This window comes from Streptomyces sp. NPDC050564, assembly GCF_044457265.1.
Taxonomy (GTDB): domain Bacteria; phylum Actinomycetota; class Actinomycetes; order Streptomycetales; family Streptomycetaceae; genus Streptomyces.
The window spans coordinates 138269-161595 of the sequence record NZ_JBITGS010000001.1 but is presented as its reverse complement, the minus strand read 5'-3'; the positions used below and the strand labels follow the sequence as shown (position 1 = coordinate 161595).

At 70.0% G+C, this 23327-nt stretch carries 22 protein-coding genes and 2 pseudogenes; 12 read left to right on the top strand and 12 right to left on the bottom strand.

The features are described from left to right. Positions 1 to 185: 185 nt before the first annotated feature. A pseudogene (locus tag ACIBK0_RS00730) lies at positions 186 to 290 on the top strand (GntR family transcriptional regulator); the annotation flags it as partial. A gap of 32 nt (positions 291 to 322) precedes the next feature. On the opposite strand, the gene ACIBK0_RS00725 reads toward ACIBK0_RS00730, so the two are convergent. Next, positions 323 to 1795: a sialidase family protein gene (locus tag ACIBK0_RS00725; RefSeq protein ID WP_399074129.1), complete on the bottom strand. Its 1473-nt coding sequence runs from the start codon at positions 1793 to 1795 to the stop codon at positions 323 to 325. A 648-nt stretch (positions 1796 to 2443) separates the two neighbouring features. Between ACIBK0_RS00725 and ACIBK0_RS00720 the strand changes: the two genes are divergently transcribed. From ACIBK0_RS00720 to ACIBK0_RS00700, 5 genes are all read left to right on the top strand, one after another. After that, on the top strand, positions 2444 to 2719 hold the full coding sequence (locus ACIBK0_RS00720) for a hypothetical protein (RefSeq protein ID WP_399074127.1): 276 nt from the start codon (positions 2444 to 2446) through the stop codon (positions 2717 to 2719). Between the two features lie 348 nt (positions 2720 to 3067). Continuing rightward, positions 3068 to 3274, top strand: a complete 207-nt coding sequence (locus ACIBK0_RS00715; protein WP_399074125.1) for a hypothetical protein — start codon at positions 3068 to 3070, stop codon at positions 3272 to 3274. Between the two features lie 718 nt (positions 3275 to 3992). Continuing rightward, positions 3993 to 4400 (top strand): NUDIX domain-containing protein, encoded by a 408-nt coding sequence (locus ACIBK0_RS00710; RefSeq protein WP_399074123.1) that lies wholly within the window; start codon positions 3993 to 3995, stop codon positions 4398 to 4400. A gap of 1052 nt (positions 4401 to 5452) precedes the next feature. Continuing rightward, the gene (locus tag ACIBK0_RS00705; RefSeq protein ID WP_399074121.1) at positions 5453 to 6088 is read left to right on the top strand and encodes a tetratricopeptide repeat protein; all 636 of its coding nucleotides are present in this window, start codon (positions 5453 to 5455) and stop codon (positions 6086 to 6088) included. Positions 6089 to 6513: 425 nt separating this feature from the next. After that, complete coding sequence (locus tag ACIBK0_RS00700; protein ID WP_399074119.1) at positions 6514 to 6894, top strand: VOC family protein; 381 nt, start codon at positions 6514 to 6516, stop codon at positions 6892 to 6894. Positions 6895 to 7208: 314 nt separating this feature from the next. On the opposite strand, the gene ACIBK0_RS00695 is transcribed toward ACIBK0_RS00700, so the two are convergent. The 5 genes from ACIBK0_RS00695 to ACIBK0_RS00675 form a co-directional block, all read right to left on the bottom strand. Then, positions 7209 to 7439, bottom strand: a complete 231-nt coding sequence (locus tag ACIBK0_RS00695; RefSeq protein WP_399074117.1) for a DUF6928 family protein — start codon at positions 7437 to 7439, stop codon at positions 7209 to 7211. After that, a complete protein-coding gene (locus ACIBK0_RS00690) occupies positions 7369 to 8175 on the bottom strand; it encodes a DUF1963 domain-containing protein (RefSeq protein WP_399074115.1) in 807 nt (268 codons plus the stop codon). Before ACIBK0_RS00690 ends, ACIBK0_RS00695 begins: the two co-directional genes overlap by 71 nt. 281 nt (positions 8176 to 8456) lie before the next feature. Then, the gene (locus ACIBK0_RS00685; RefSeq protein ID WP_399074113.1) at positions 8457 to 8936 is read right to left on the bottom strand and encodes an SLATT domain-containing protein; all 480 of its coding nucleotides are present in this window, start codon (positions 8934 to 8936) and stop codon (positions 8457 to 8459) included. A 787-nt stretch (positions 8937 to 9723) separates the two neighbouring features. Further along, positions 9724 to 10860, bottom strand: coding sequence for a hypothetical protein (locus tag ACIBK0_RS00680; protein ID WP_399074111.1), 1137 nt, complete (start codon positions 10858 to 10860; stop codon positions 9724 to 9726). 308 nt (positions 10861 to 11168) lie between these two features. After that, complete coding sequence (locus tag ACIBK0_RS00675; RefSeq protein ID WP_399074109.1) at positions 11169 to 11999, bottom strand: hypothetical protein; 831 nt, start codon at positions 11997 to 11999, stop codon at positions 11169 to 11171. Between the two features lie 551 nt (positions 12000 to 12550). Between ACIBK0_RS00675 and ACIBK0_RS00670 the strand changes: the two genes are divergently transcribed. After that, complete coding sequence (locus tag ACIBK0_RS00670) at positions 12551 to 14056, top strand: pentapeptide repeat-containing protein (RefSeq protein WP_399074107.1); 1506 nt, start codon at positions 12551 to 12553, stop codon at positions 14054 to 14056. Positions 14057 to 14403: 347 nt separating this feature from the next. On the opposite strand, the gene ACIBK0_RS00665 is transcribed toward ACIBK0_RS00670, so the two are convergent. Beyond that, a complete protein-coding gene (locus ACIBK0_RS00665; RefSeq protein WP_399074105.1) occupies positions 14404 to 14736 on the bottom strand; it encodes a hypothetical protein in 333 nt (110 codons plus the stop codon). Positions 14737 to 14918: 182 nt separating this feature from the next. Here ACIBK0_RS00665 and ACIBK0_RS00660 point away from each other — a divergent pair, with 182 nt between their 5' ends. From ACIBK0_RS00660 to ACIBK0_RS00645, 4 genes and pseudogenes are all read left to right on the top strand, one after another. Further along, on the top strand, positions 14919 to 15398 hold the full coding sequence (locus ACIBK0_RS00660) for a MarR family winged helix-turn-helix transcriptional regulator (protein WP_399074103.1): 480 nt from the start codon (positions 14919 to 14921) through the stop codon (positions 15396 to 15398). Next, positions 15398 to 15748: pseudogene (locus ACIBK0_RS00655) on the top strand (MFS transporter); the annotation flags it as partial. The gene ACIBK0_RS00660 and the pseudogene ACIBK0_RS00655, both read left to right, overlap by 1 nt. Before the next feature lie 89 nt (positions 15749 to 15837). Beyond that, positions 15838 to 16425: a hydrolase gene (locus ACIBK0_RS00650; protein WP_399074101.1), complete on the top strand. Its 588-nt coding sequence runs from the start codon at positions 15838 to 15840 to the stop codon at positions 16423 to 16425. A 39-nt stretch (positions 16426 to 16464) separates the two neighbouring features. Next, positions 16465 to 17400 (top strand): LysR family transcriptional regulator, encoded by a 936-nt coding sequence (locus ACIBK0_RS00645; protein ID WP_399074099.1) that lies wholly within the window; start codon positions 16465 to 16467, stop codon positions 17398 to 17400. Between the two features lie 320 nt (positions 17401 to 17720). On the opposite strand, the gene ACIBK0_RS00640 is transcribed toward ACIBK0_RS00645, so the two are convergent. Both ACIBK0_RS00640 and ACIBK0_RS00635 read right to left on the bottom strand, forming a co-directional pair. Beyond that, a complete protein-coding gene (locus tag ACIBK0_RS00640; protein WP_399074097.1) occupies positions 17721 to 18635 on the bottom strand; it encodes a ketopantoate reductase family protein in 915 nt (304 codons plus the stop codon). 120 nt (positions 18636 to 18755) lie between these two features. Next, positions 18756 to 19529: an MBL fold metallo-hydrolase gene (locus ACIBK0_RS00635; RefSeq protein ID WP_399074095.1), complete on the bottom strand. Its 774-nt coding sequence runs from the start codon at positions 19527 to 19529 to the stop codon at positions 18756 to 18758. A gap of 105 nt (positions 19530 to 19634) precedes the next feature. Here ACIBK0_RS00635 and ACIBK0_RS00630 point away from each other — a divergent pair, with 105 nt between their 5' ends. Continuing rightward, positions 19635 to 19874 carry a DUF2277 domain-containing protein gene (locus ACIBK0_RS00630; protein ID WP_399074093.1) on the top strand — a complete coding sequence of 80 codons (240 nt, stop codon included), beginning with the start codon at positions 19635 to 19637 and terminating at the stop codon, positions 19872 to 19874. 73 nt (positions 19875 to 19947) lie between these two features. Here the strand turns inward: ACIBK0_RS00630 and ACIBK0_RS00625 are convergent, their stop codons facing one another. From ACIBK0_RS00625 to ACIBK0_RS00615, 3 genes are all read right to left on the bottom strand, one after another. Then, positions 19948 to 20571: a DedA family protein gene (locus ACIBK0_RS00625; protein WP_399074091.1), complete on the bottom strand. Its 624-nt coding sequence runs from the start codon at positions 20569 to 20571 to the stop codon at positions 19948 to 19950. A 214-nt stretch (positions 20572 to 20785) separates the two neighbouring features. Next, positions 20786 to 21241: a DoxX family protein gene (locus tag ACIBK0_RS00620; RefSeq protein ID WP_399074089.1), complete on the bottom strand. Its 456-nt coding sequence runs from the start codon at positions 21239 to 21241 to the stop codon at positions 20786 to 20788. Between the two features lie 86 nt (positions 21242 to 21327). Beyond that, positions 21328 to 23274, bottom strand: coding sequence for an FAD/NAD(P)-binding protein (locus tag ACIBK0_RS00615; protein ID WP_399074087.1), 1947 nt, complete (start codon positions 23272 to 23274; stop codon positions 21328 to 21330). Between the last annotated feature and the right edge of the window lie 53 nt (positions 23275 to 23327).

Sequence of the window (23327 nt, the reverse complement as noted above, 5' to 3'; positions counted from 1 at the left end):
CGCCCCGCAGCCACGCGCCGCGGGGCGCTCCCGCGGCGCTAGCCGGGAGAGTCGCAGGGACTGTGCCGACCCGTCGGGCACGCTAGGTCCGAGTCGGCCCGGAAGCACGCGGCGGGCGGGAGCTCCCGAACGCCGTCGCGCGCGAGCGCAGCGAGCTGCCAAGGTTTGCGCGGCCGTAGGCCGCACCTTCTCCGGCGGAGATCGCGGCGCGGCTCGGAATCGCCGAGGGCGAGCTGTGTGTCCGGACGACGTACGAGTTCCTGGCGGACGGCAGGCCAGTGCAGCCGTCGGCGGTCGGGCCGGCCGACGGCGTCCGCGTCGGTCAGCGGGTGCGGAGACTGCTGGTGTACACGTCCGTACGGTTCTGTGGTGCGCCGGAGTGGGTCTCGGTGAGCACCGCCCGTACTCCCTTGCCGTCTGCCACCAGGCCTTGGTAGTCGCCGAGGAAGTAGCCCCCGGCGAACGGCGCCTGCAGCCAGTCGAAGACCCGCGAGATCCGTCGTTCGGTCCGGAGCTTCGGGTTTCCGTGCTGCAGCGTGGCCAGTTGGTAGGCGGTGGGCAGGGTGGTGGTGTCGCCGGGCTTGAGGAAGCGCAGGTCGTAGTAAGTGAGCGCGACCGTGCCCGGCTCGGCGACCGCGATCGACGGTGAGAAGGCCGGAACGCCCTTGGGGCTGATCAGCTCCGGGATCCCCCAGGTGCGTCCGCCGTCGGTGGACCGCACAAGCTGGACGGAGTCGAACTTTCCACCGGAGAAGTCCGAGCCCTCGTAGGCCACGTACAGCGTGCCTGTCTTTGGGTCAACGGCCGGGCTCGGCAGGGTGGCCGCGGCGCGCAGCGGTTTGCTGGGGTCGTTCGGGTCGACCTCCGGTACGGAGGTGTCCCGGGCCACGGTGACCGGGGCGCTCCAGGTCTCTCCGGCGTCGGTCGAGGTGACCATCGCGTAGTGGGCTTCGAGGACGGTGCTCAGGTCGTCGGCGAAGGTGATCGTGTCGAAGAAGTCGTACAGGGTGCCGGTGCGCCGGTCGACGACGATCAGATGGCCGATGGTCTGGGTGTTGGGCACGGTGCTGGTGTCGACGAACGGCCGGGCCTTGCTCCAGGTGCGGCCGCCGTCGCGGGTGAGGGAGATGTAGCCGGGACCGTCGAGGGAGCTGGGGCCGGGCGGGTCGTTGTCGAGGCGGTCCCAGACCTGGTAGGCGGTGCCCTTGCGGATCGGGTCGGCGGTGAGTGAGGGCTTGTCGTTGAAAAACGGCTGCTCGTCGACGTGCGTGGTAGTGAGGTTCCGCCAAGTGCGGCCGCCGTCGCGGGACGTGACTGCCAGGAGGGCGCTGCGCGTGCTCTTCGTGAAGTCGACGCCCTCCCCGCCGGCGTAGACCGTGCCGTCCGGTCCGGTGCTCACCCAGGGGTCGGTGGCCCGTTCGTAGTCCGCGCCGCCGGGGGCGCACAGGCTGAACGGCAGCGTGCTCCGGTGGAAGGTGTGGTCGTCCGTGGTCCAGCCGGCCGCCAGGCCACGGGCGCCGCCGTCGTTCCAGCGGTCCTGCTGGAACACGGTGACCACGCGCTTGGGGTCGCGCGGATCGGCGGACAGGTACGGCTCGACCTCGGTGCCCGGGTAGACGATGCTGTCGGGGGACCTCGCTCCGATGGTGCACTTCGCGTACGGGTCGCCGTGGGACACCTTGACCAGTGGTGTGCCGTCGGGGTTCCGGTCTGCTGCGGCGGGAGTCGCGCCGGTGACGGTGACGAGCAGGAGCGCGGCGGTGGTGACGGCGGTCAGGCGCAGGAAGACGCGCATGCGGGATCTCCTCCGGGCCTGTCGGCCGGGGTACGGGACCGCCGTCATCGGGGCGGCCTGGGGCGCGGAGGCGTACCGGAACGCGATGGTGGGGCGACTCTGCTTGGTCCTTTTCGGCGTTGCAGCCGGTGCCCTTGATGGGCCGAACGACGGAGTCATCCCCGGGGTCATCGAGGAGCACGGCCACCGCAGTGGCGGCCCGGCACCTCGCGGGGAAGCGAAGGCCGGCCGCCTCCCCGGCCGAGCCGCGCCCGGCGGTGTGCAGAGGACAGGCCGGGCGGGACGCTGGGCCGTCCGATCCACCTGGCCGGCCGGACGGGCCGGCTACCGCGCTTCGCGCAATAGCAGTTACTCAGCGCGGCCGCCCCCCCCGGATGCCCAGGACGGGCGGGGGAGAGGATGCGACGCTGGAGTGAGGGGCCCGCGAGTGGAGGTCCGAGTGCGTCTCATCCGGTCCGGGGCCCTCTCCTTCGGCCTGGCGACCATGTCCCGGTGCGGCTCAATGGATGCGACGCAGAATCGTGCGGTCAGTCTGTGAGCCCGCCGGCCGGGGCACCCCTCACCGAGCGTCGCCAGGCGGCCTTACCGCGTGGATCCCGACCGCCGGGACCAGGACCGCGCGACCAACCCGGAAGGCAGGTGCGTCCCATGCGCACGTCGACCCGTATCGCCGGTGCCCTCACCGGCCTGACCCTCACCCTCGGCGGTGCAGTCCTCGCCGCTCCCGCGGTCCGGGCGGACATCCCCGCCTGCACACAGATGGCCGAACTGGCCGGTGCCACCGCTTCCGACTCCGTCACAGCGGCCTGCAGCCGTGGCGTGGTCGGAGACCTGCAGGGTTGTGTGACCGGGCTGACCGGGGCCGGAGTGGCAGGCGGCGCCGCGACCGCTGCCTGCCGGGCAGCGGCCTACGAACCGCGTTAGAGGACCGCGCGCGGCAGCCGCCCGCCGGCACAGGTCGGAGGCAGGTACGGCACGTCTCCTCCTCAACCCCCGGCCTGCCCGGACACAACGCGGCCCCGGTGGGCAGTCTCGACGCCAAGGACAGACGTCACCCCGCTCCTACCGGCGCGCACGCGGCGTACCGATGCGGCCGGTCGAGGTCGGTGACGTCATGCCTCTCCGGGCCAGGCAGTCACCGCCCGGGCGCGGCGCCCAGCCTTGCCTGGCGGGTCTCATGCGGAGCGCCCATGCTGAGTAAGTGGGCGCCGTCATCTTGAGACTTGTCCTTCCCGAAGGCCGAACGAAGGCGCCTGAGAGGAGGAGGAAGTCATGCGCGTGCGAAGAATCCTGGGCCTCGCCCTGGCCGCGGCAACCCTTGCCGGCGTGAGCGCCGTCGGCGCTGTCAGCGCCGGGGCCGCCTCGTCTCCGAACATCTCCAGAGACGACTGCACGGCCGCCGGCGGACAGATCGTTTCACGCCCCTACGCCGGCTACGCCTGCGCGCTGCCTGACGGGACCACGCAGGCGATCACTTGACCGGTCGGCGCACGGCTGGGCAACCAGTCCGGCCGGTGCACCCGGCGCGGTGGGTATGGAGTGACGGCACCCGGTCCACCGTCGGGTGGATCGCCCGCGCCCGTCTCGACACCGCGGCACTCGCGATGGTGGACGCCGACCGTCTCGAAGCCAAGGCCGTCACCGCTTCGAGACGGTCCGCGCCGTCCTGAACACCGCGCTCACCGCCGGACAGACCACACCGCTTCTTCCAAGGAGCTCATGGCGCTTCGGGCAGCTGCACGAGCTTGGCGACGTTCGGGGCCAGCGCTTGCGTACTGCGTGACGAGCCCATCCACGCTGCCGGCACCGAGGATCTGCAGGAGTCCGACAAGACCAGCCATCCGGCGAACGTAACAGTGAGCCCAGGTCGGGGTTGGCCGCTTTCGCAACTAGGTCGGTCTTCGGAGCGAGGATGCGACTCAGGCGCTCCGTATCAAAGACGCCCGCTGCCGACCGGGGGCAGGCCCCAATCATCAACTCTGAGCCGTCTATGGGCCGTCCGCTTCGGGACGAAGAGGTCGTGCACCAAGTCGGGCGGCCCGCTCGCCCACACACGAGCGCCCTCCCGGGCCGGCCGTCCTCGGGCCGTGGAAGGTCGCTCAACGGTGACCAACGCCGACGACCGCGACAACTCAGCAGCCGCTCACTGTGCGGACGGTGCTGACGCAGACGATGCCCTCCGATACGGTCCCGGACCATGGCGAATGACAACGGTGCGCCGGAGAAGGTGGCGTGGGTCCTGGTTCGGGACGACCGGGTGTTGGTGACTCGTAGCCACGGCAGAGATCGCTTCTACTTCCCGGGCGGGCATCGTGAGCCGGGCGAGTCCGACAGCGAGACCCTGGTGCGGGAGATCGACGAGGAACTGCAGGCAGCGATCGACCCTGATTCCATGGTGCGCTTCGGCACTTTCGAGATCGGCGAGGGCCATCCGGAGCACGGCCCCTTCCGGATGATCTGTTACACCGCCGATCACCGCGGTGAGTTGATCCCATCGCGGGAGATCGCTGAGAAGGCGTGGTTCCGCTACGCCGATCGGGACCGGGTCTCGGCCGTCGACGAGATGGTCTTCGACGCACTTCACGAGGCCGGGCGGCTTTCCTGATCCCGTGACCGCTGTGCAGCAGCGAAGTACAGCAACCACCGTGAGCGCAGCCGACCACAGCCGGCCTCAGATGTCTGTCTGACCGGACGAGCAGACCTCTGTCGGTAGTTCGCATCGAGGGGACACCAGCAACGACACCCGTGGACTATCCGTGGACACGTAACCGCCGATCGATCAGCGAGAGGGCGGCGACCTGGGCACACGTCTGGGACCGAAGGACCCTCCGGAGCCGTGTGCGGATGACCCCGCACCGCTACCAGGCAAAGTGGGTGAAGGCCACTGTCATGTACGACATGGTCCCGACTGCCAGGATCATCCCCGCGACTGCCGCCCCTGCGCCGGTCCTTGCTCGTCGCACTCGCCGCAGTCCTACGATTCCGGACACAATGGCCACGCATGCAAGCTGCGGCGCGAGCAGCCACGTGAGCGGAGAAGCCATGCACAACACGGAGGCCACAGCGAGCGCGAGCGCAAGCCCGGCGGCGGTGTTGCTCGGCTGCGGCTCTCGGGGCATCGGCAGTTCGTCGTACATCGCGCCCCACTGATTCCGGGCCACCGTGGTTCAGGCGAAGGCGCGGCATGAACCACGGCTTGACCTGAGCAGTACAACAGCGCCACTACGGCAACCACAACCACTGATGACGACGAGGCCGCGTGCCACAGCCGTGCCACATCAGGCGGTCGGCCACGGTCAATGACGCGTCGTCCCAGTCGAGACGTGCCGATGACCGGGGCGGCCCCATTGCTTGATTGACCTGCCCACTCTCGCACCCGACCTCTTCGCCCCTACAACCCAGTGATCGCTGTCATGCGGCAGGATGTGTCCCCATGAGCGATGCTCCTGTTCCAGCCCCGAGTGTTTCCGCTACCGAGTTCATCGAGCGAGGTCGGCAAGCCGCTACGAGGGGAGACTGGAGTCGGCCGTCAGGGCTTGGATCGCTGGTTCCAATGCGGGGAGCCTCGAATCCGCGAACCTGGTACCTACAGCGATCGCACCGCTGAAGACCCAGGCTGACGATGGGGATGTCGACGCGCAGGCCCTGCTGGCTGGAGTGGCGCTCGACTACGTGAACGACGCCGGTCTACCGATGGCGTTCGCCTACGCAACAGTCGCGGCGCGAGCCGGCCACCCGGCCGCCCAGCGCACACTGGGCTATATGTACCGCAAAGGCCGTGGCGTAAAGGCGGACGGGTTCCAGGCCGAGGCGCTCTTCACATCGGCCGCGAACGCCGGTGACGCGTACGCCGCTTTCAACCTGGCGGGCATGCATATCACTGGCGATATACGGGTTAGAGACCACGATGAGTGCATGCGTCTCCTGCGTCAGGCTGTCAACGGAGGCGTGACCGAAGCCGCTGCCGTACTCGGCGACCGACTCGCCGCCATCGACAAGGACGCAGAGGCCCTGAACTGGTACCTGTATGCCGCCCAGCGAGGCCATGCGGGCTCTATGTTCGCCGCAGGCTGCTGGTACCGCGACGGCCTCGGGACAACGCCGGATCCGGTCCAGGCCGTGCGGTGGTTCCTGGCGATGCTCGACAGCGGCAACGGCGACGGGATCCACGAAGCGATCCAGCTGGCGAAGGAAGGCATGACCGACGAGCAGATCCGCACCGCCGGGCAACTTGCCGGCCGCTCTTCCGAAGCCGAAAACCTCATCCTCGCTGCCCGTAAACACGGCGGGTGACTGTCGCGGGTCGTCGAGGAGTTGGCGCGGCAGACCTTCGGTGATAGCGGTAAGCGCCTTCCTGAGGTCAGCGCCTGACGTCACTCCGGATTCACACCGGCTGACCTGGGCCGCGCTCCACCTGGACGCCATGGACCACGCCCGCTCCAGATGCGTGTGGGTCGACGGCGGACGGGATGGGAACTGGGAGGGTTGTTGGTTGAGGAAGTGGGCGGCTAGGGCCTGTCGTTCACATTTGCGTCTGCCCCACTGCGCGGCCTACGGTCCTCGCCCGGCGGCCCGGCAGGGCGAGGCCAGGACCCCAAAAACCTTCGCACCTCCTCGCCTCGCCCGGTACGGTCTCGAGCGTGTTCCCAGTGCGGGGAGCCCAAGAGCTCCGCGCGCGGCCGCCCCGGCAGTTCCCACGCTGAGAGTAGGTTTCGTCAATGGCATGTCGTATCAGTGAGCTCGTGCTCGGTTGCCGCGACCCCGAGGTGCTGGCGCGGTTCTGGTGCGAGGTCCTGGACTTCGTCGTGCTCGATCGCGAAGAGGACGGCAGCCTCGAGATCGGGCCGCGCGAAGGGTTCGGCGGCCCGCAGCCGACGATCTTCCTCAGCCGCAGGGACGAGCCGGAGCCGGGGAAGTCCCGGCTGCACATCGACGTCAACGCCACCGACCGCGATCAGGACGCCGAGCTCGAACGCCTCCTGAAGCTCGGGGCGCGTCCGGCCGACATCGGCCAGACCGGCGAGGAGCAGTGGCACGTGCTTGCCGACCCCGAGGGCAATGAGTTCTGCCTGCTCAAGGCGCGCCTTAACCCGCTCTGACGGCTCTGGTCTCCCGGTGCGGCCCCAGTGCGCTGTGTTGGGTTTGTCAAGAGCGCCCCTGTTCGCTGACACCAGCACCTGACACCAACAGGCCGGACAACGGCGGACACCGCCGAACTTCGACGGACAGCCAGTCGAGGCGGGAGACGAGTTGGCCGACGTTCCAGGGGCCCCAGGATCGACCTGGTCGAGATGAGGCCGGACTGCAAAGCCGGCGTGGAGCCGTCACCAGTCGACGGACGGCACTACGCCGACCACGCCAGGGTCGTGGGTAGGGCGGACCTCGATCGGACGGCCACCATGATGCGGCGGCTCTATCCGGGCCGGGAGAGGTGCTCCGGGAGCTGGGAGGGGAAGTCGATCATCACCCTCTGATCACTGATGGCCTCCAAGCCCGGCCAACTGGCCGTGTATGCCGTCTCCTTCGGGGGTACACGCCGTCCCCGGAGATTCGAGCCGTCGCACTCCTCGATCTCAGTGGCAGTCGAAGCGCCAGTCCCACGGGAGGCCGGGGCACTGGCGGCAATGGAAGAAGTAGACGCCACCACAGTCTCCCAACTGAATGTCGCCGGTGATGGTCAGAAGGTGCTCCATGCGGTGTCCGCTCTCGCAGTTCGGCCAGTCGGCAGGCTGCGTCCAGGCGGGCCAGCCGCCGACCTTCGTCCCGATGACGTTGGAGTCGGGTGGCCACATGGAACCGCCCGTCGGCAACCGGAGACGAGGTTCCCAGGTCTCCCAGATGTCCTTGGGTAGATCAAGCCACCTCGGATAGTCCGCCGCGGTGATCGGGGACAACGTGGACGGTTCCGGTATGTGGTCCTCGTCGTACTCCCCTTCGCTCACCCCGGGGATCTCGGACAGCAGCCCTCCAGCCACGACCTCCGCCTCGTTGCGCCAGTACAGCTGCGGCACCACCGGTCCGGAATCCTGCTCATGTATCAGCGCGCACCACACCAGTTGCAGCAGATCCTTCCCCTCCGGGAACTCCAACCCCGGCACATCCCGGGCGAACAGCTGGAGGATCGGCACCATCGGCACCGCCCCCGGGACGATCTCGGTGCGGTTGCGCCAGTCGGACCCGAACGTCCAGTGGTCTTCCTGAGCGCAGTACGGCCACGGCTCGTCCGAGGGCCACAGCAACTCGCCCCCCAGCGAGCTCTCCCGCATGCCAGGGTCGCCGGGCTCCGGGTTGAGGAGAGTGGTCTCCCGGGCAAGGCCCGCGTACTCCGGTATCAGTGTGCGCAGATCCTTCGCGGGCAACTCGGGTGTGCCTCCGGGCATCATGGCTCCTCAGGCGTACAAAGATCGACGGGACGTTGCGGGCACGTTAGTACGTGCCACCGACAACCCCATCCAGCAACGGCCGCCTCATCACGCCGGCTCCACAGCCCTGCAACCCGCCGCACCACATGCGCACCGGATCGAGCGGCGACCAGCGGGGAAGCACGGTGAAAGCAACCGAGCCCCACTGGGCTGCGTTCAGACCGTTCACCCGGCTCGGTATCAGAACTAGCCGCAAATGCGCGCAGCTTCCCCAGCAGAGAGGGTCCGGCGCTGTTGGGTCAGGGCAGCGCTGAGCCGTTCGTCGGCGAGCCGGCGCCTGTGCTCGCCCGGTGTCGTTGGTCGGCCCACTGGCGGAGCTCCTCGTCACCAACATTCTCGATTGCCACCAGCAGATCTTGCCTGGATTCCTCACCTCGGTCGGCGGCTGGAAGCAACTGATAGCGGTTAATGGCTTTCCGTAGGCCCTCTCGTGACTGGGCCGCCAACACATAGCGTGGCCCATGAGCAAACACCTGCCGGAAACCGGTGAAGAACAACGCTCCGCCGGCGATCAGAGCTGTCAGCCACGCCGGAGCGTGGAGTCCCGCTGCCACCACGGTGGACGAGGAGGTGGCGAGGGCGCCCAGCTCGGTCAGGCGGTACCACCTTCGAGCCGAGTTGCGCACCTGCTCATAGAAGGCCAGTTCGTCCTGGGCCAGCGCAAGCAACGGATCTGGGGCAGTTGCCCATGGGGCGGCGTCTGGTGTCTGTCGGCGCATGGCCCCATGGTGTCCTCGCGACGCACGACACGGAACGGGTTGCCCGGAATCGGGCTTACAAGATTCTTGGCCACACCGCGAACTGCCGTCGCCCAGTGAATGGTGGAAGCTGCCCATCTCAGTTTCCGTCTCATTCAGCCGCGTTCACCGGTGTTCAGGCCAGGCCCGCGCCGGTTCTCGTCACGGAAGCTGACCCAGCGTGGACGCAGGTGAACGGCCCCGCACGCGACCCGGCACCCCACCAACAACCTTGGAAAGCGTGCGACCGACCTCGGCCCGCGCAAGTTGGTGGTGCGCGGCCGGCGCTGGCAGGTTGTCTCCTGGCCATCGACGAAGCCCGACCGTCGGTTAGGTCCCGGACGAGTCTCCGGGCCGCCCCCAGACAGGCCGGGGATGCAACCATTCCCTTCAGAGTTGGAACCCCTGGAAGCCGGCCGCGCGTTGGAGACCATAGCCGCGGGCACTGACAACGGACCTGCCAGTGATCGACCGTCAGCAGCAGATGGCAGGCCCCGCACCACAACCGCACCAGATCGAGTGGGGAACAGCGGGGAATCACGGTGAAAGCGGGCAGCACCACCACGGCCGCAGCCCAACCGTTCGCCCAGCTCAAGGGCTGCATCTGTCGGAAACGATCGCAGCTTCCCAAGCTGAGAGCGCAGTGAGCTCGCACGGAGTCCGGCGAGCGGGCTCCGTGCCGGCCTCCTGGTCGCGGCGCGCCGGCGCAAACCCTGCGCTGCGCGGACTGCGGGCCGCCTGCTCCGCTTCCCGCAGTCCACGGGCTTGTCTACCGGATCGCCGGGTCACGACCCTCGCGGACCGTCCAGCCGATCGCGCCCGGCAGTTCCGTGGCACGGCGTGTGACGCCCAGACCTGAGGCGGCCACGGCCACCGCCGAGCCGAGGCAGAGCAACGAGCCCGGGAAGCCTGCCGCAGCGCCGAGCAGGGCTGGTGCGGCCAGTGCGAACGCGGCAAGCAACCAGACGAGTTGGCGTCCGTGCAGATCCTGGCGGAACTTCGCGCGGCCGGGCAGGGCGAGGCTCGGGCGGTCGGGAGAGGTGGGGTGCAGGTTGACGGGGGCGCCGTTGATGCGGTCGGCAAGGTACTGGCGCGCGGCATCGCGGGAGAGCTCGCCCCACACCACGTGCCCGGTGTCGACGACGAGAGCTGCGGGGAGCTGTTTCTCGATCAGCTTCCAGCGCGTCGGCAGGCACAACCAGGCCTCGTGGCCGGCGAGTTGAAGTCCTGCCTGGAGCAGGTCCGTGGTGGTGCGCGTCAGGCCGGTGCCGCCGCCCGCCGGATACATCGGGGAGACCTGCAGTGGGACGCCGCCCGCGACCGGTGACACTTCGAGCCACTGCGTGTGCTCGGCCTTGGTCGTGCCGGGCTTGTCGCCACGCTTCTCATACCGCTTCCAGACGGGTGCCCCGATCCGTACGCGCACAGCGTGCACCTGCCCTGCGGCGGCATCCGCGCACAGGACGCGCTGGCGGGGGCCCAGCCGGTACCCCAGCAGGTCGGTCGCGACGTAGACGAGCAGCCAGAAGCCGAGGGCCATCCCCGCAATGAGGGCGAGGCCCGTCAGCGCCCCCTCGTGCAGAGTGAATCCGAATCGAAGTACGACGAGCGGAGTGACGATCGTCAGCACAACGCCCGCCGCCAGGCCCCAGTCGTGGGGCGGTTTGCGTAGCGAGCGCGGGATCGTGGCCGGAGCCGGCACGGGCGACTTGCCCCGCACCGTGGGCGCCGCCCGGCACGCGAGTACCCATCCGCCGGCGGCCAGGGCAGCGAACCCGAGCGCTTCGATGACGTCCCACCTGGGGGTGCGAGCGTCATCCCGTGCGAGGGCGAGACCGACCGCGACGGTAACCGCGACAAGCGCGGCACCTCCGCAGAAGCGGCTCAGGACTGTGGTACGCCGCATGGTGCACCTTTCTCCGGGGCTCCGGTGACTTGGCGGTCAGGGGAGTGGGGGGTTGGGTGCACCCGTCTGTCTGGTTCAGTTGGTGGGAGCAGGACATTCTCGACCGGACAGGGCAGAGAAGTAAAGGGTCGGCCGAGCCGAAGGCCTTCCGTCTCATTCAGCGCCGTTCACGGCCGTTCAGACGGGTCCGAGGCCCGTAACCGCTGGGCCGCCAAGGCGCTCATGGGCAAGTGAACGCCCCTGTACGCGGTCCAACGTGCTGATGGTCAGCGCGGCCGGCGCGAGGTGTGCCGCAGCTGAGTCACCCTTCAGCGGATCGGACGTCCGCCACTCCGAAAGAAGTGAACATGCAGGCGGCTTGTGGGGAACCCGTACGTGCGGTCCGTAAGCATGCGGACGAGGAACTCACCCAGACCGCAGTCGAATCGCTCCCAGTCGCCGAACTGGCCCACGAGGACGGGCCAGTCGTCCGGATCAGCCGTTCCGGTCTGCCAGACGAAGTCGAACTCCTGCTCCGACGATCCCCACCGCAGGAGCCCCTCAGATGCCGAGTGAACATCGCTCTTGGCCCAGTCCACGAGGTCCATGCCCCGGGCTCCGGGGACAAGGAGGTCGACGTACTCGTCGAAGCTGCCCGGACCGAAGAGATCGACTATCTCCTTGTAATCACTCGGCAGCGAGGTGCCCAGATCGGCCTCGACGGCAGGCCAGTCGACGGTCGGCTGCGGCAACGGTGACCAACCGGTGAGGACGCGCAACTTCTCGGCCCAGGAGGCACCTTCGGGGAACCCGGTGACCGCGGGGTCCTCACGATGGGCAATCACCATGACCACCCGCTCTCGGTGTGAGGTGCCGACGCTGCCGCAACCGATCCAGTGAGACCTGTAGGCCCAGCCTCGCATCTCGAGCAGATCGTCCCCGAACGGTTCGACGAGCGGCAGTCCAGTGCGCTCAGTAAGGGACGGGTCGGTGAAACCGTCCGCGGCAAGATTGCGGGGCCTGCCGGCCCACCGGCCCACTTCGGCAAGCAGTCCGCTCAGACTTGTGCCCTCCGGCGCCTCAAGAATGACCGGTGGTCCGCCCACAGCGGACGAGTCGATGATCTTCCAGATGGCGCCAACCACTTCCGAATCCTGCATGGGACTCAGTGAGGTACGTGTGGTCCGGGAGGCGCACCAAGGCCCCCGAATCGAAGTACGTGTTCGAGATGATCCGGTCCGGGCGTGGGCGGAAGACCATGGCCGGCCCGCGCCGCGTGCCCTCGGGATACAGGGAGAGCGTCAGGCGGCAGTCGTCGTAGGTGCGTCTCACTCGCTGGCGCACCGTCCAGTGCCAGATGGTGTCACCCACGACGAGGCGGCGGAGGCGTCGCTCGTTCTTCACCACGACAACGTACGAGGCCAACCTGCTGTGAGCATCGGCTTTTTGGGGCGGGCTGCTGACGCATTCCCAGGTAGCGATGTAGGCCGGAGCGCATTCTCGGTGGACCAACCCTTCGCGCCCCCGGGCCGGCCGCGGGCGGGTCAGTCGAGAGGCCCTTCGGGAGATCCTCCTGAGGGCTGCTTGTTCTGTCCGCCCATTGAGGGCCTGAGCACATCGCATGAGGCCGACCGGGCGGGAGTGCGTAGCCCCGTCCTGATTCGTCCGCGGATCGGATTCTCCGGGATCGGGCGTGGACATGATGCGCGGCATGAAACCACCGGCGAGAAGGCGTGCCGTCATGGTGGCCCTGTTCCTTGCCGCCGTCGGCTATGCCTTGCTGCTGTGGAAAGGGCCATGGTGGATCGATGGCGCCCACCTGCGAGCCAGGAACCTGGAACCCGCCGACGGCGTCGTGATCACCGGCTTCCGTACCGCACTCGTTGCGCTGGGCGCAGGCACCATTGCCGGCGTCGGCCTGTTCTACACGCACCGGACCGTGCAGCACACCCGGGACATGCTGGAGCACACCAGAGAGAAGGACCGGGAGCAGGCCGAACTCGCCCGAGAAGGGCAGGTGACCGGACGCTACGTCGAGGCCATCAAACTCCTGAGCTCGGGCAATCTCACGCAACGCCTCGGCGGTATCTATGCCCTTGAGCGGATCATGCACGACTCGGAACGGGACCGATCGACCGTCGTCGAGGTGCTCGCGGCCTGCATCCGCACCGCCGTGCCGACACCGGAGGCCGCATCCGACCCGGACCAGGACACCTCGCAAGTGGCGGAGCCAGACGGGACGGAGCGGCCGGCGGAGGACGTGCTGGCCGCACTGGCCGTCCTGGGCAGGCGGCCGAGAGACTGGGTGGACACTGGGGTGGACCTGGGACGCGCCTGTCTACGGGGAGTCGGCCTGCGGGGCGGGAACTTCCGGGGGGCGGATCTCAGAAGCGCCGACCTTCGGCAAGCCAACCTCCAAGATGTGGACCTTCAGGGCGCGGACCTCTCGAACGCGAGCCTTGAGGGCGCGCAGTTGTCCGGTGCGGGGCTTCAGGGCGCGGATCTCCGGGACGCCAACCTCTGGGGCGTGGACCTACGGCGGGCGAACCTCCGCGGAGCGGACCTCCGCCGAGCCGGCCTCCGGGGGGCGGACCTGGGGAATGCGGACCTCCAAGACACGCAATTCTGGGAGGCGGATCTCCGGAACGCGCAGTTCCGTGGGGCAAGGCTCCGGGGAGCGATTCTCCAACGCGCGAACCTGCGGAACGCCCATCTCCGGGGCGCCGACCTGTCCGAAGCCGAGCTTGTGGCTGCAGATCTCAAGCACGCGGACCTCCGCGGAGCGAATCTCGGGCATCGGGAACTTCCTGAAGCGAGCCTCTTGGACGCAGATCTCTCTCGCGCGCATCTCGGGTACGCGAATCTCTGGCACGCGGACCTTCGGGGCGCGAGCCTTCACAGAGCGGACCTCCAGCATGCGGACGTCCAAGGCGCGGATCTTCGAGGCGCGGATCTCACAGGTGCCTGTCTCCAGCACGCGGACCTCTCGGGCGCGGGATTCCGGAACGCCCGGCTCCAGGACGCGGATCTTCGGCACGCGAACCTTGCGGAAGCGGACATGCGTCGGGCCATCGGATTGGATACGGCCGAGGGACTGGAGGCCGCTCAGGTTGCTTGCGCACTGCTGGACGGCACAACTGGCCTACCGGCGGACGTCGCAGCGGATCCCCGTGTCAAGGAACGCATTCGGGCATCCGAAGAACGCCCACCGCAGTGACCTACCCACCGAATGGCGGTAGATCGCGTGTGCCCGACGCGGGTGGTGATCGCTGCGGGCGGAGTTCGGGGCGTGCAGGCGTCACGGGCCTTCGGCCTCGCTGTTCTGCGACGGAGAGGCACGGCGTCGGGGTTCTCGGGGGACGAGGCCCGCGGCGCGAGACCGATAGCGGCACGAGGGCGGTGGAGCCAGAAGCGCGAGGCCGGGGCAGCGGCAGTGGAGCTAGAAGCAGGAAGGCGGGGGAGCGGCGGTGGAGTCCTCCTGTCGGCAGCCAGCCCGAGCTCCCGCCCCTCGGTGGATCGGCGCCACATTCCGATGGGCTCCCTTCCCAGGGGAGCGCATTCGCTTTACGACGGGTTCTCCTGCGCGTGCTTCAGCTTCATGCGGGCGTCGACCGTCTCCGGGGGTGCGATCTCCGACCAGAAGCGGTGGCAGGTCACGAACACGGCGAGTTCACGCTCGCGCTGTCGGAGCTTCTCCACCTCGGCCTGTTCGTCGGCGGTCCAGCCGGGGGAGGCAGGGCGCTCCACCTTGCGCCAGCCGCCCGAGTCGCTGAAGCCCTCCAGGGGCTCTACGGACCAGGGGAGTCGTTTCAGCAGGGCCAGCAGCTCGGCCCGGACCTGATGCAGCTCCTCCTGACCAGCCAGGAGGTCACTCGGAAAGTCATAGGTCGCAGCCACGCGGCAATGCTACGCCTGTTCGATTTTGGGATGCGAGTTCCTTCCGGGACTTCACGCGAACGGGTGGGCTGGGTGGATGGCCCCGCAGGTGAGGGCGTTCGTCCCCGGCCGCCCCGGCATGCACAGCCCAGGCTGTGCAGTTGAAACTGGACAGCCTGGACTGAAGAATTTAATGTGCTGCCATGGACGAGAACCGTGGTGCCAGGGACGAGAGCAACGGGGACGCCGCAGGTGTCTCCGAGTCCGCCGCCCGTGCCGCCCGCGATCTGCGGGTCGCGTTCAGTCGGCTGCGGCGGCGCATCAGGGAAGTCTCCGAGACGGAGGACCTCACGCCCTCCCAGTTGTCCGCACTGACACTGCTCAGCAAGGGCGGGGCCGCCACGACCAGCGGGCTGGCCGCGACCGAGGGGGTCCGGCCGCAGTCCATGGCCGCCACGCTCGCCGCGCTCGACCAGCACGGCCTGATCGTGCGCAGCCCGGACCCGGGGGACGGCCGACGGCAACTCGTCACGCTGACCGAAGCCGGCCGCGAGCGTGTCGAGGGCACCCGGCAGGCACGTCAGGAGTGGCTGCCCCAGGCCCTGCACGACCGCTGCACGGAGGCCGAGCGGCAGACCGTCATCGAGGCGATGGCCGTATTGGAACGGCTCACCCGGCCGTGATGCCGAAATCGAAGCTCACCCGCGCCACCCGCGCCGTCCTGCTGTCGCGCACCCCCCGCGCGGACGGCTTCGACCGGCGGCTGATCGCCCCGATGGTCCTCGGCTCCGTCCTGAACCCGGTCAACTCCTCCATGATCGCGGTGGCGTTGGTGCCGATCGGCACCGCCTTCGGGGCCCCGCCCGGGGAGACGGCCTGGCTGGTCTCCGCGCTCTACCCGGCCACCGCCGTCGGCCAGCCCGTCATCGGGCGGCTGGTCGACATGTACGGACCCCGGCGCCTCTACCTCATCGGTACGGGACTGGTGGGGATCCTCGGCGCCCTCGCCCCGACCCTGGGCGCCCTGATCGCGCTCGCCGGAGCCGTCCTGCTCCTGGCGGTCACCCTCCTCGACCGTTCCCTCCCCGACCTCGCATCCCGAACCCCCGGAACGGCCTGACCATGGCTCTCAGCACGCTCGACCCCCGTACCGCCCTCGTCGTCATCGACCTCCAGAACGGCATCGTCGGTAATCCGCACCTCGCTCCGCACACCTCCGCCGAGGTCGTGGCCCGCGCGGGCCGACTCGCCGATGCCTTCCGCGAGCACGACCTCCCCGTCGTCCTCGTACGGGTCACCGCGGCCGCCGACGGATCGGACATCGCGCCCGGCCGCGTCGACGGCGGCAGCCGCTCCCGCAGCTGGCCGGAGGGCTGGGACGTCATCGTCGACGAACTCGCCGGGCACCCCGAGGACATCACTGTCACGAAGCGGAACTGGGGTGCCTTCTACGGCACCGACCTCGACCTGCAGCTGCGCCGCCGCGGGATCACCCAGATCGTGCTGGCCGGCATCGCGACCAGCATCGGCGTCGAGTCCAGCGCCCGCGCCGCCCACGAGCACGGCTACCACGTCACCCTGGCCACCGACGCCATGTCCGACATCGACGAAGTGACGCACCGCAACAGCGTCGAGCGGATCTTCCCCCGGCTCGGCGAGACCGGGACCACCGCGGAGATCGTCGAGCTGCTGGCCAAGACCCGCATCTGACGTGAGGGTCCCGGGCCGCCCCCGATAGTTTTGGGCCTCGTGACCCTGGATGATCTGCGTGTTTTCGTCGCCGTCTGCCGGGCCGGCAGTCTCAGTGCCGTGGCCCGGGAGCTCGGCTGTACCCAGTCGGCGGTGAGCCAGCATGTACGGCGGCTGGAGCGGGAGGTCGGGGTCGGGCTCGTGGAGCGGCAGGCCCGGGGTGTTGTGCCGACGCGCGCCGGGCGGGTGCTGGAGCGGGCCGCCGCCGAGGGGATATCCGGGCTCGACCTCGCGCTGCGGCGGCTCGACGAGATGGTGCGCGGGGGTGGTGGAGTGGTGCGGATCGCCACCGGCGGGGCCACCGTTCGGCACTTCATGGCCGACGCCGTGGTCGACTTCCGGCGGCGGTATCCGCAGGTGAGCCTGGAGTTCCAGACCGAGAGTTCGAGTCGCGGTTGTTTCGAGGCGCTCGGGGATCATGGGCTCGACCTCGCGTGGGCGACTCTCGGGCCGCCGGTGCGCGGGGTCGAGCAGCGGGCCGTCGTCGAACTGCCCTGGGTGCTTGCCGTGCGCGCCGACGACGAGCTTGCGGGGCGTGAGCGCGTCGAGGGGGTGGAGTTGGCCGGGATGCGGCTCATCGGGCTGCCCGAGAACTCCACCTCGCGGGCCCATCTCGACGCCGCCTACCGGGAGTTGGGCGTGCCGGCTGTCGCCTCCGACACCAGCGTCGCCGACTGGGACACCGCGATCCTGCTTGCCGATCTCGGGCTCGGTCACGCCGTCGTGCCCGCGCTGCCCGGCTGGCTCGGTCCCGGCCACCCCGGCCTCCGCTTCATCCCGGTCCCGGCCCTGCCGCCTCTTAGGGCCGGCTGGGCCGTGCGCCAGTGGGACGCGCTGTCGCCCCCGGCCCGCGCCTTCGCGGACACGGTCACGCGGCACTGCGGAGCCGGCATCGACATCGACAGCGCCATCGACAGCGGCGGCGTACGGGGCTGAGGACCGCGTGGTCGCCCCCGCCGCCCGTACCCATTCCCGTCCCCAGGGGCTCCGCCCCAGACCCCGGGGTGGTTCTTCGGCTGCGGGTGGGTGGGGGCTGGTCGCGCAGTTCCCCGCGCCCCTTACGGGGCTGGTTGCGCAGTTCCCCGCGCCCCTCACGGGGCTGGTAGCGCCGTTCCCCGCGCCCCTCACGGGGCTGGTAGCGCCGTTCCCTGCGCCCCTGAGGGGGCCGGTCGTGTAGTTCCTCGCGTCCCTGACGGGAGCTGGTCGCGCAGTTCCCGCGCCCCTGGTGAGAGGCCGCTTCCCCCTCCCGGCGCTGCTCAGGCGACGGGCGGGCTGGGCGGTGCCAGTTCGGTCACCAGCCTTGTCGCCACCGGGACGGGCACCCCGCTGCGCGCGGCCGCGCGCAGCAGGGCGCCGCCGATCGCGTCCAGTTCGAGTGCGCGGCCGGCTTCGGCGTCGCGTTGCATGGAGGACTTCATCGCGGCGGGGAAGGCGTCGTATTGGGCGAGGGCGGTCGCGGGGTCGACGGGGGCGCCGTTCGCCCGGCTGACGGTCGCGATCTCCTCGATCAGGGCCACCAACTCCTCGCGGTGGAGCGTGCGTACGTCGCCCAGGGGCACCCCGTAGCGAGTCGTCAGCAGCGCGAGCGGCGCGAGGAACGACATCTTCGCCCACAGCGTCGCCGCCTCGTCGTCCTGGATCCGCACGCGCGCACCGGCCCACTCCAGGGCGCCGGCGAGCGCGTCGAGCCGGGCGCGCGGCACGGTGTCGCCGGTCAGGTCGATGTCCGCGAAGGGGCTGCCGTGCTCGATCAGGCCCGGGGCGAGGCGAGTCGACTCGACGCGGATCACCGCGGGTGCCACCTGCTCGGGGCGGTAGCGGGCGCGGAGGGCCGCGGGGTGTTCGACGCCGTTCGGGAGCGGCACGACCAGGCCGGTGTCGCCCAACGCCTTCGCGGGGACGCGCTCCAGGGCCGCGTCGAGCGCCGTGGCCTTGACCGCGATCAGGCACGCGTCGACGGGCTCGCGCAGCTCGGTGTCCGCCTCCACGCGCGCCGTGAAGTCGCCGAAGTGGGCGCTGCGTACGCGGATTCCGTCCGCGGCCAGCAGCTGTGCGGTCTCGTCCCCGGCCAGGCAGATCACCCGGTGCTCCGCGCGCGCCAGAAGCGCGGCGAGCAGACCGCCGACCCCGCCCGGGCCCAGTACCGCCACTGTGAGCCGGTCATTCGCCATGAGACCTCGCCTCTCTTCGCCGGGACCCCGAGTGAGGCCCCGGCGATGATCACAAGCGCTGGACGTCCGAGTCAATCCTCGGGGAAGCTTGCCCAATCCCCAGGAAACGCTTGGGTGTTGTCAGGGGAGTCGTACGGAAGCACCCGGCTTCAGCAGCTGCAGCCGGTCGGTGAGTCCGGCCTCCGCGAATGCCTTCGTCAGCGTGCCGCCGTCCTGCGTGAAATGGCCCCAGTGTTCGAAGTGCAGCGGTACGACATGGCGGGCGCCGAGGATCTCGGCGGCTCGCGCCGCGTCCTGGCTCGTCAGGGTCAGCGGGGCGTCCGGCACCAGCGGAGTGCGCGCCGCGCCCGCGAACAGCACGGCCACGTCGAACGGACCCTCGCGGCCGGCGATGTCCCGTACGACGTCCAGGGACGCGTTGTCGCCGCTCACGTACACCTTGGGCAGCCCGTCTCCGGACAGCACGAAGCCGGTGACCTCGCCCACGATCGCCTCCGAGCCGTCGGGGCCGTGCTGCGCGGGCACGGCGGTCACCCGCAGCAGACCGCCGTCGGGACGCGGCAGTTCGACGTGCTCCCAGGACGGCACGGCCCGCACGGGCGCGCCGATACGGCCGTACGCCGATGCCGTCGACAGGGTCAGCGGGGCGCCCGCGAGATATGTGCGTCCGGACGCGTCGAGGTTGTCCGGGTGCTGGTCGTGCGAGAGCAGTACGGCGTCGACCGCGCCGACCTCCGCGACCTGGAGCGCTGGTCCGGCCGTCTTCACCAGCTTGCGGGCGCCGATGGGGTACTCGCCTGGAGCGTCGAAGGTGGGGTCGGTCAGCAGGCGTACGCCGCCGAGCGCGATGACGGCCGTGGGGCCGCCGATGTAGGTGATGTCCACAGGGGTCATGCTCTGCACAATCCGGGGAGCGCTCGACGGTATTCCCCCGCCGGTGATCGGGGCCATATCCGCGAGGGGTGACCGTGAACGCGGCTTACGCGCGAGACTGGACGTATGTGCCGCAGCATCAAGACCCTTCGCCCGCCCACGCTCCCCGAAGAGGCCACCGAGGAGGAGATCCGCGCCGCCGCCCTCCAGTACGTCCGCAAGGTGTCCGGCTTCCGCGCCCCGGCCGCCCACAACCGTGAGGTCTTCGACCACGCGGTCGAGGCCATCGCCGCGGCGACGGCCGAGTTGCTGGGTGGGCTGGAGGTACGCGGGGCGCCGCAGCGCGCCCAGGCCGTGTCGTCGTAGGTCCTGTCGTCACGTTCCCGTAGCGCCCGGAGAGAGCCGGACGGGAAGGGGAGGGCAGGACGGACGGCAGGCCCTAGGCGCCGGTGCCCGACTCCTGTGGTGCGGGGCGGCGCATCAGGTACGCCGCTCCGGCGCCGGCGACGAACAGCGCCGCGAAGGACACTCCCGTGGCGAGCCAGGTCGCGCCCAGCCACTGGCCGCCGAAGTAGCCGAGGGCGACGCTGTATCCGGCCCAGGTCAGGCCCGCGAGTATGGACCAGGGCAGGAACTCGCGGACCCGTCGGTGGGCCGCGCCGGCGCCGAGCGAGACGACCGAGCGGCCGGCCGGCGCGAAGCGGGCGATGACGACAAGGGCGCCGCCGCCGCGCGAGAGGGCCGCGCCGAGACGTTCCTGCGCGCTGGTCAGGCGGCGGGAGCGGGCGATGGCACGGTCCAGGCGTGCGCCGCCGCGCCAGGCCAGGCGGAACGCCACCAGGTCGCCGAGGACGGAGGCCGTGGCCGCGCAGAGGGTGAGCATCAGGATGTCGGGCACGGCGTGCGGGACGGCGCCGGTGGCCGAGCCCGCCGCGGCCGTGGCCGCCGTGATCACCAGCACGCCGCTCGGCAGGACCGGCAGGAACACATCAAGTAGAACGGACACGGCGACCGCCGCGTAGATCCATGGGCTGCCTGTCAGCGACCCCATACTCTCCAGCACCGAAACACTCCCCCGAAATCCCCCGTAGGCACGACCACGCCGCGACGTCGCGGGAGCGGCAGGGCGGCCTGTAACAGCCATACAGCGTACGCCGGGGGTGTGACAGGAGGTCCACGGGGGGCTCATGTGTCTGTCACATCACGTTCACTGACTGCAGTCGACGCGACGGTGGCCGCCTCCGGTACGAGGAGGCGGGCACCGTCGTACGCAGGGGTCAGGCCGCGACCGGCTTCGAGGCCCGCTTGTCCTCGGTGGCCGAGGCCGGGCGGCCCGCGAGCAGCTGGTCGAGGCCGAGCGCGCCGGATCCGGTGAAGACGAGCAGGAGCATGGTCCAGCAGAACAGCACGGAGAGCTCGCCGCCGTTCTGGATCGGCCACAGGGCGGCCGACTGGTGCACGTCGAAGTACGCGTACGCCATCGAGCCCGACGAGATGAACGCGGCGGCACGGGTGCCGAGGCCGAGCAGCACCAGGGCGCCGCCGAGCAGCTGGATCACGGCCGCGTACCAGCCGGGCCAGGTGCCGGCGTCGATGGTGCCGCCGTTGGTGCCCGCGGCGCCGCCGAGCACGCCGAAGAGGGAAGCGGCGCCGTGCACGGCGAAGAGCAGGCCGACGACGATGCGGAACAGGCCGATGGCGTAGGGCTGGGCGCTGTTGAGGCGTCCGGTCATGTGGGGGAACTCCTTCGGTCTGGTCCGGTCCATGAGGGACCGGATCTTGGGGACGGAACCGAGTGAGTCATCCACGTTAGGTGAACCTAATCAATGCTTGCAAGTTCAACATTTGGCCATGCGTCCACCTCCGCTTCCGGTTCCGCTTGCGTCATCGCCGCACGTAGCACGGCCCGCGCCACCGCGTCGGCATCCGAAAGCGTGACCGAATCCACACCCGGCCTGGCCCCGGCCGCGGTCACCCAGTGCACGCCCTCCGTGGGCACGCCGAACGCGAACCGCCGTGCGTGCGCACGTCCCTGACGGTTGATCAGACGGTAGGGCCGCGGTGTTACGTCCAGTCCTCCGGTTTCGTAACCGTCCACGGTGTGCGGGCGGCACTGCCCCGTCTTCAGCAGCAGGGCGAGCAACTCGTCCGCCGTCCGCCGCAGATCCGGTTCCGGTAGCCGCGCCTCCACGAGGGTCGTCGCCCGTACGGCCGAACCCGGCACGTCGGGGGAGTGTGCGACCCACGCCCCGTGCTCGGCCCGCACGTCGAGGCGCGGGCCGAGGACGTCCAGGACGCCCGCCTCGATCAGTGCGGCCATCTCCTCGACGCGCCGCCGGGGCGGCCCGATGGAGAGGAAGGCGTTGAGCGGCGTATACCAACGGTCCAGGTGTGCCCGGCGCGAATCGCCCGACAGCCCGCCGTGGTCCACGATTTGGCGCAGTTCGTTGCGCAGATCGCGCAGTACGTCGAGGGCGGCCTTGAGAGGCCCTTCGACATTGCCGAGCGCGGCCTGCCGGGCGTCCTCGCGCAGATGGCCGAGGAGCCACTCCCGCCAGGCCTCGGGGCCGGTGAAGAAGTGTCCGGCGTACGGGCGTGACAGGCGGTCCCAGGACCAGCGCTCGGCGGCGGAGATGCCGAACGTGTCGAGGAGATCGGCCTCTTGGGGACTCCGGTACGGGACGGCGAGGGAGCGCTCCCGGAAGTCCAGGCCCTTCGACTTGCCCAACAGCCCCTCGTAATAGACCGTTTCCACCTCCTTGGCGACCAACGGCCATATCTCGCGCAGGAAGTCCGGCGCATCACCGGAGTCCGCGCGTTTGCGGAAGCGGGAGATCACCTCGTCGGTGAGGACGAGCGGGGTGTGGCGGCCGTACGGGCCCTTCGCGTTGTCGCCGCGCGCCTGGTACGGGATGCCGCGCCGCGAGCCGGCGTACAGTCGGGGTTCCTCGCCCGAGGGCAGATAGCGCAGGCCCGCGCGGGTCCGGACGAAGCGGCCGCCGCGGCCCGTGGTGAGCAGGGCCATGTGGTCGAAGAAGTTGAGGCCCAGGCCGCGCAGCAGCACCGGTTCGCCGGGGGAGAGGGGCGAGAGATCGACGTCGGCCGGGTTGGCGGGCGGGACATGACGCAGGCCGTGCCGCTCGGCGTGCGCGGCCAGTCGCTGCTGCGCGTGGTCCGCGAGCACGGGCAGATGGCCCTGTGCGAGGACCACGGCGGCGAGGTCCGGCAGGGTGCGGCCGGTGGAGAGGGCGAGTGTCTGGCGGCCGTCGGGCGCGTCGGCGAGCCGTATCGCGCGGGCGGTGTGCACCTCGACCCGCACCGTGGCGGGCGCCCCGCCCACCACCTCGCCGAAGACCCACTCCAGGTAGCGGCCGTACTCGGCGCGGGTCGGATAGTCGTCGGGGCCCAACTCGCCCCCCGCCCAGGCGTGCAGGCTCGGTCCCGGACATATCGGCCCCGAGCAGTCCAGGCTCTCGTCGGTGAAGAGGGTCACCTGCGAGGCCACGGTGTTCATCAGCAGATGCGGGGACTGTTCGGTGCGCCAGACGCGGCCGGGCCCGGGCGGGGCCGGATCGACGACATGCACCGTCAGCCGCGTGCCCGGCGCGAGGAGTTCGGGCGCGGAGGCGCACAGGCGCTCCAGAACACTGGTGCCGCGCGGACCCGCGCCGACAAGGGCGACGGAGACACGGGTGGCCCCGGAGGGCGACGGGGGTCCCCCCTGTTCGAGCGCAGCCGAGAACTCGGGGGAAGGTGCTGCAGACAAAGGGGTGACTCCCGGGCGTGTGGGGCGCGTGGGCGGCAGACCATCCGCCGGAA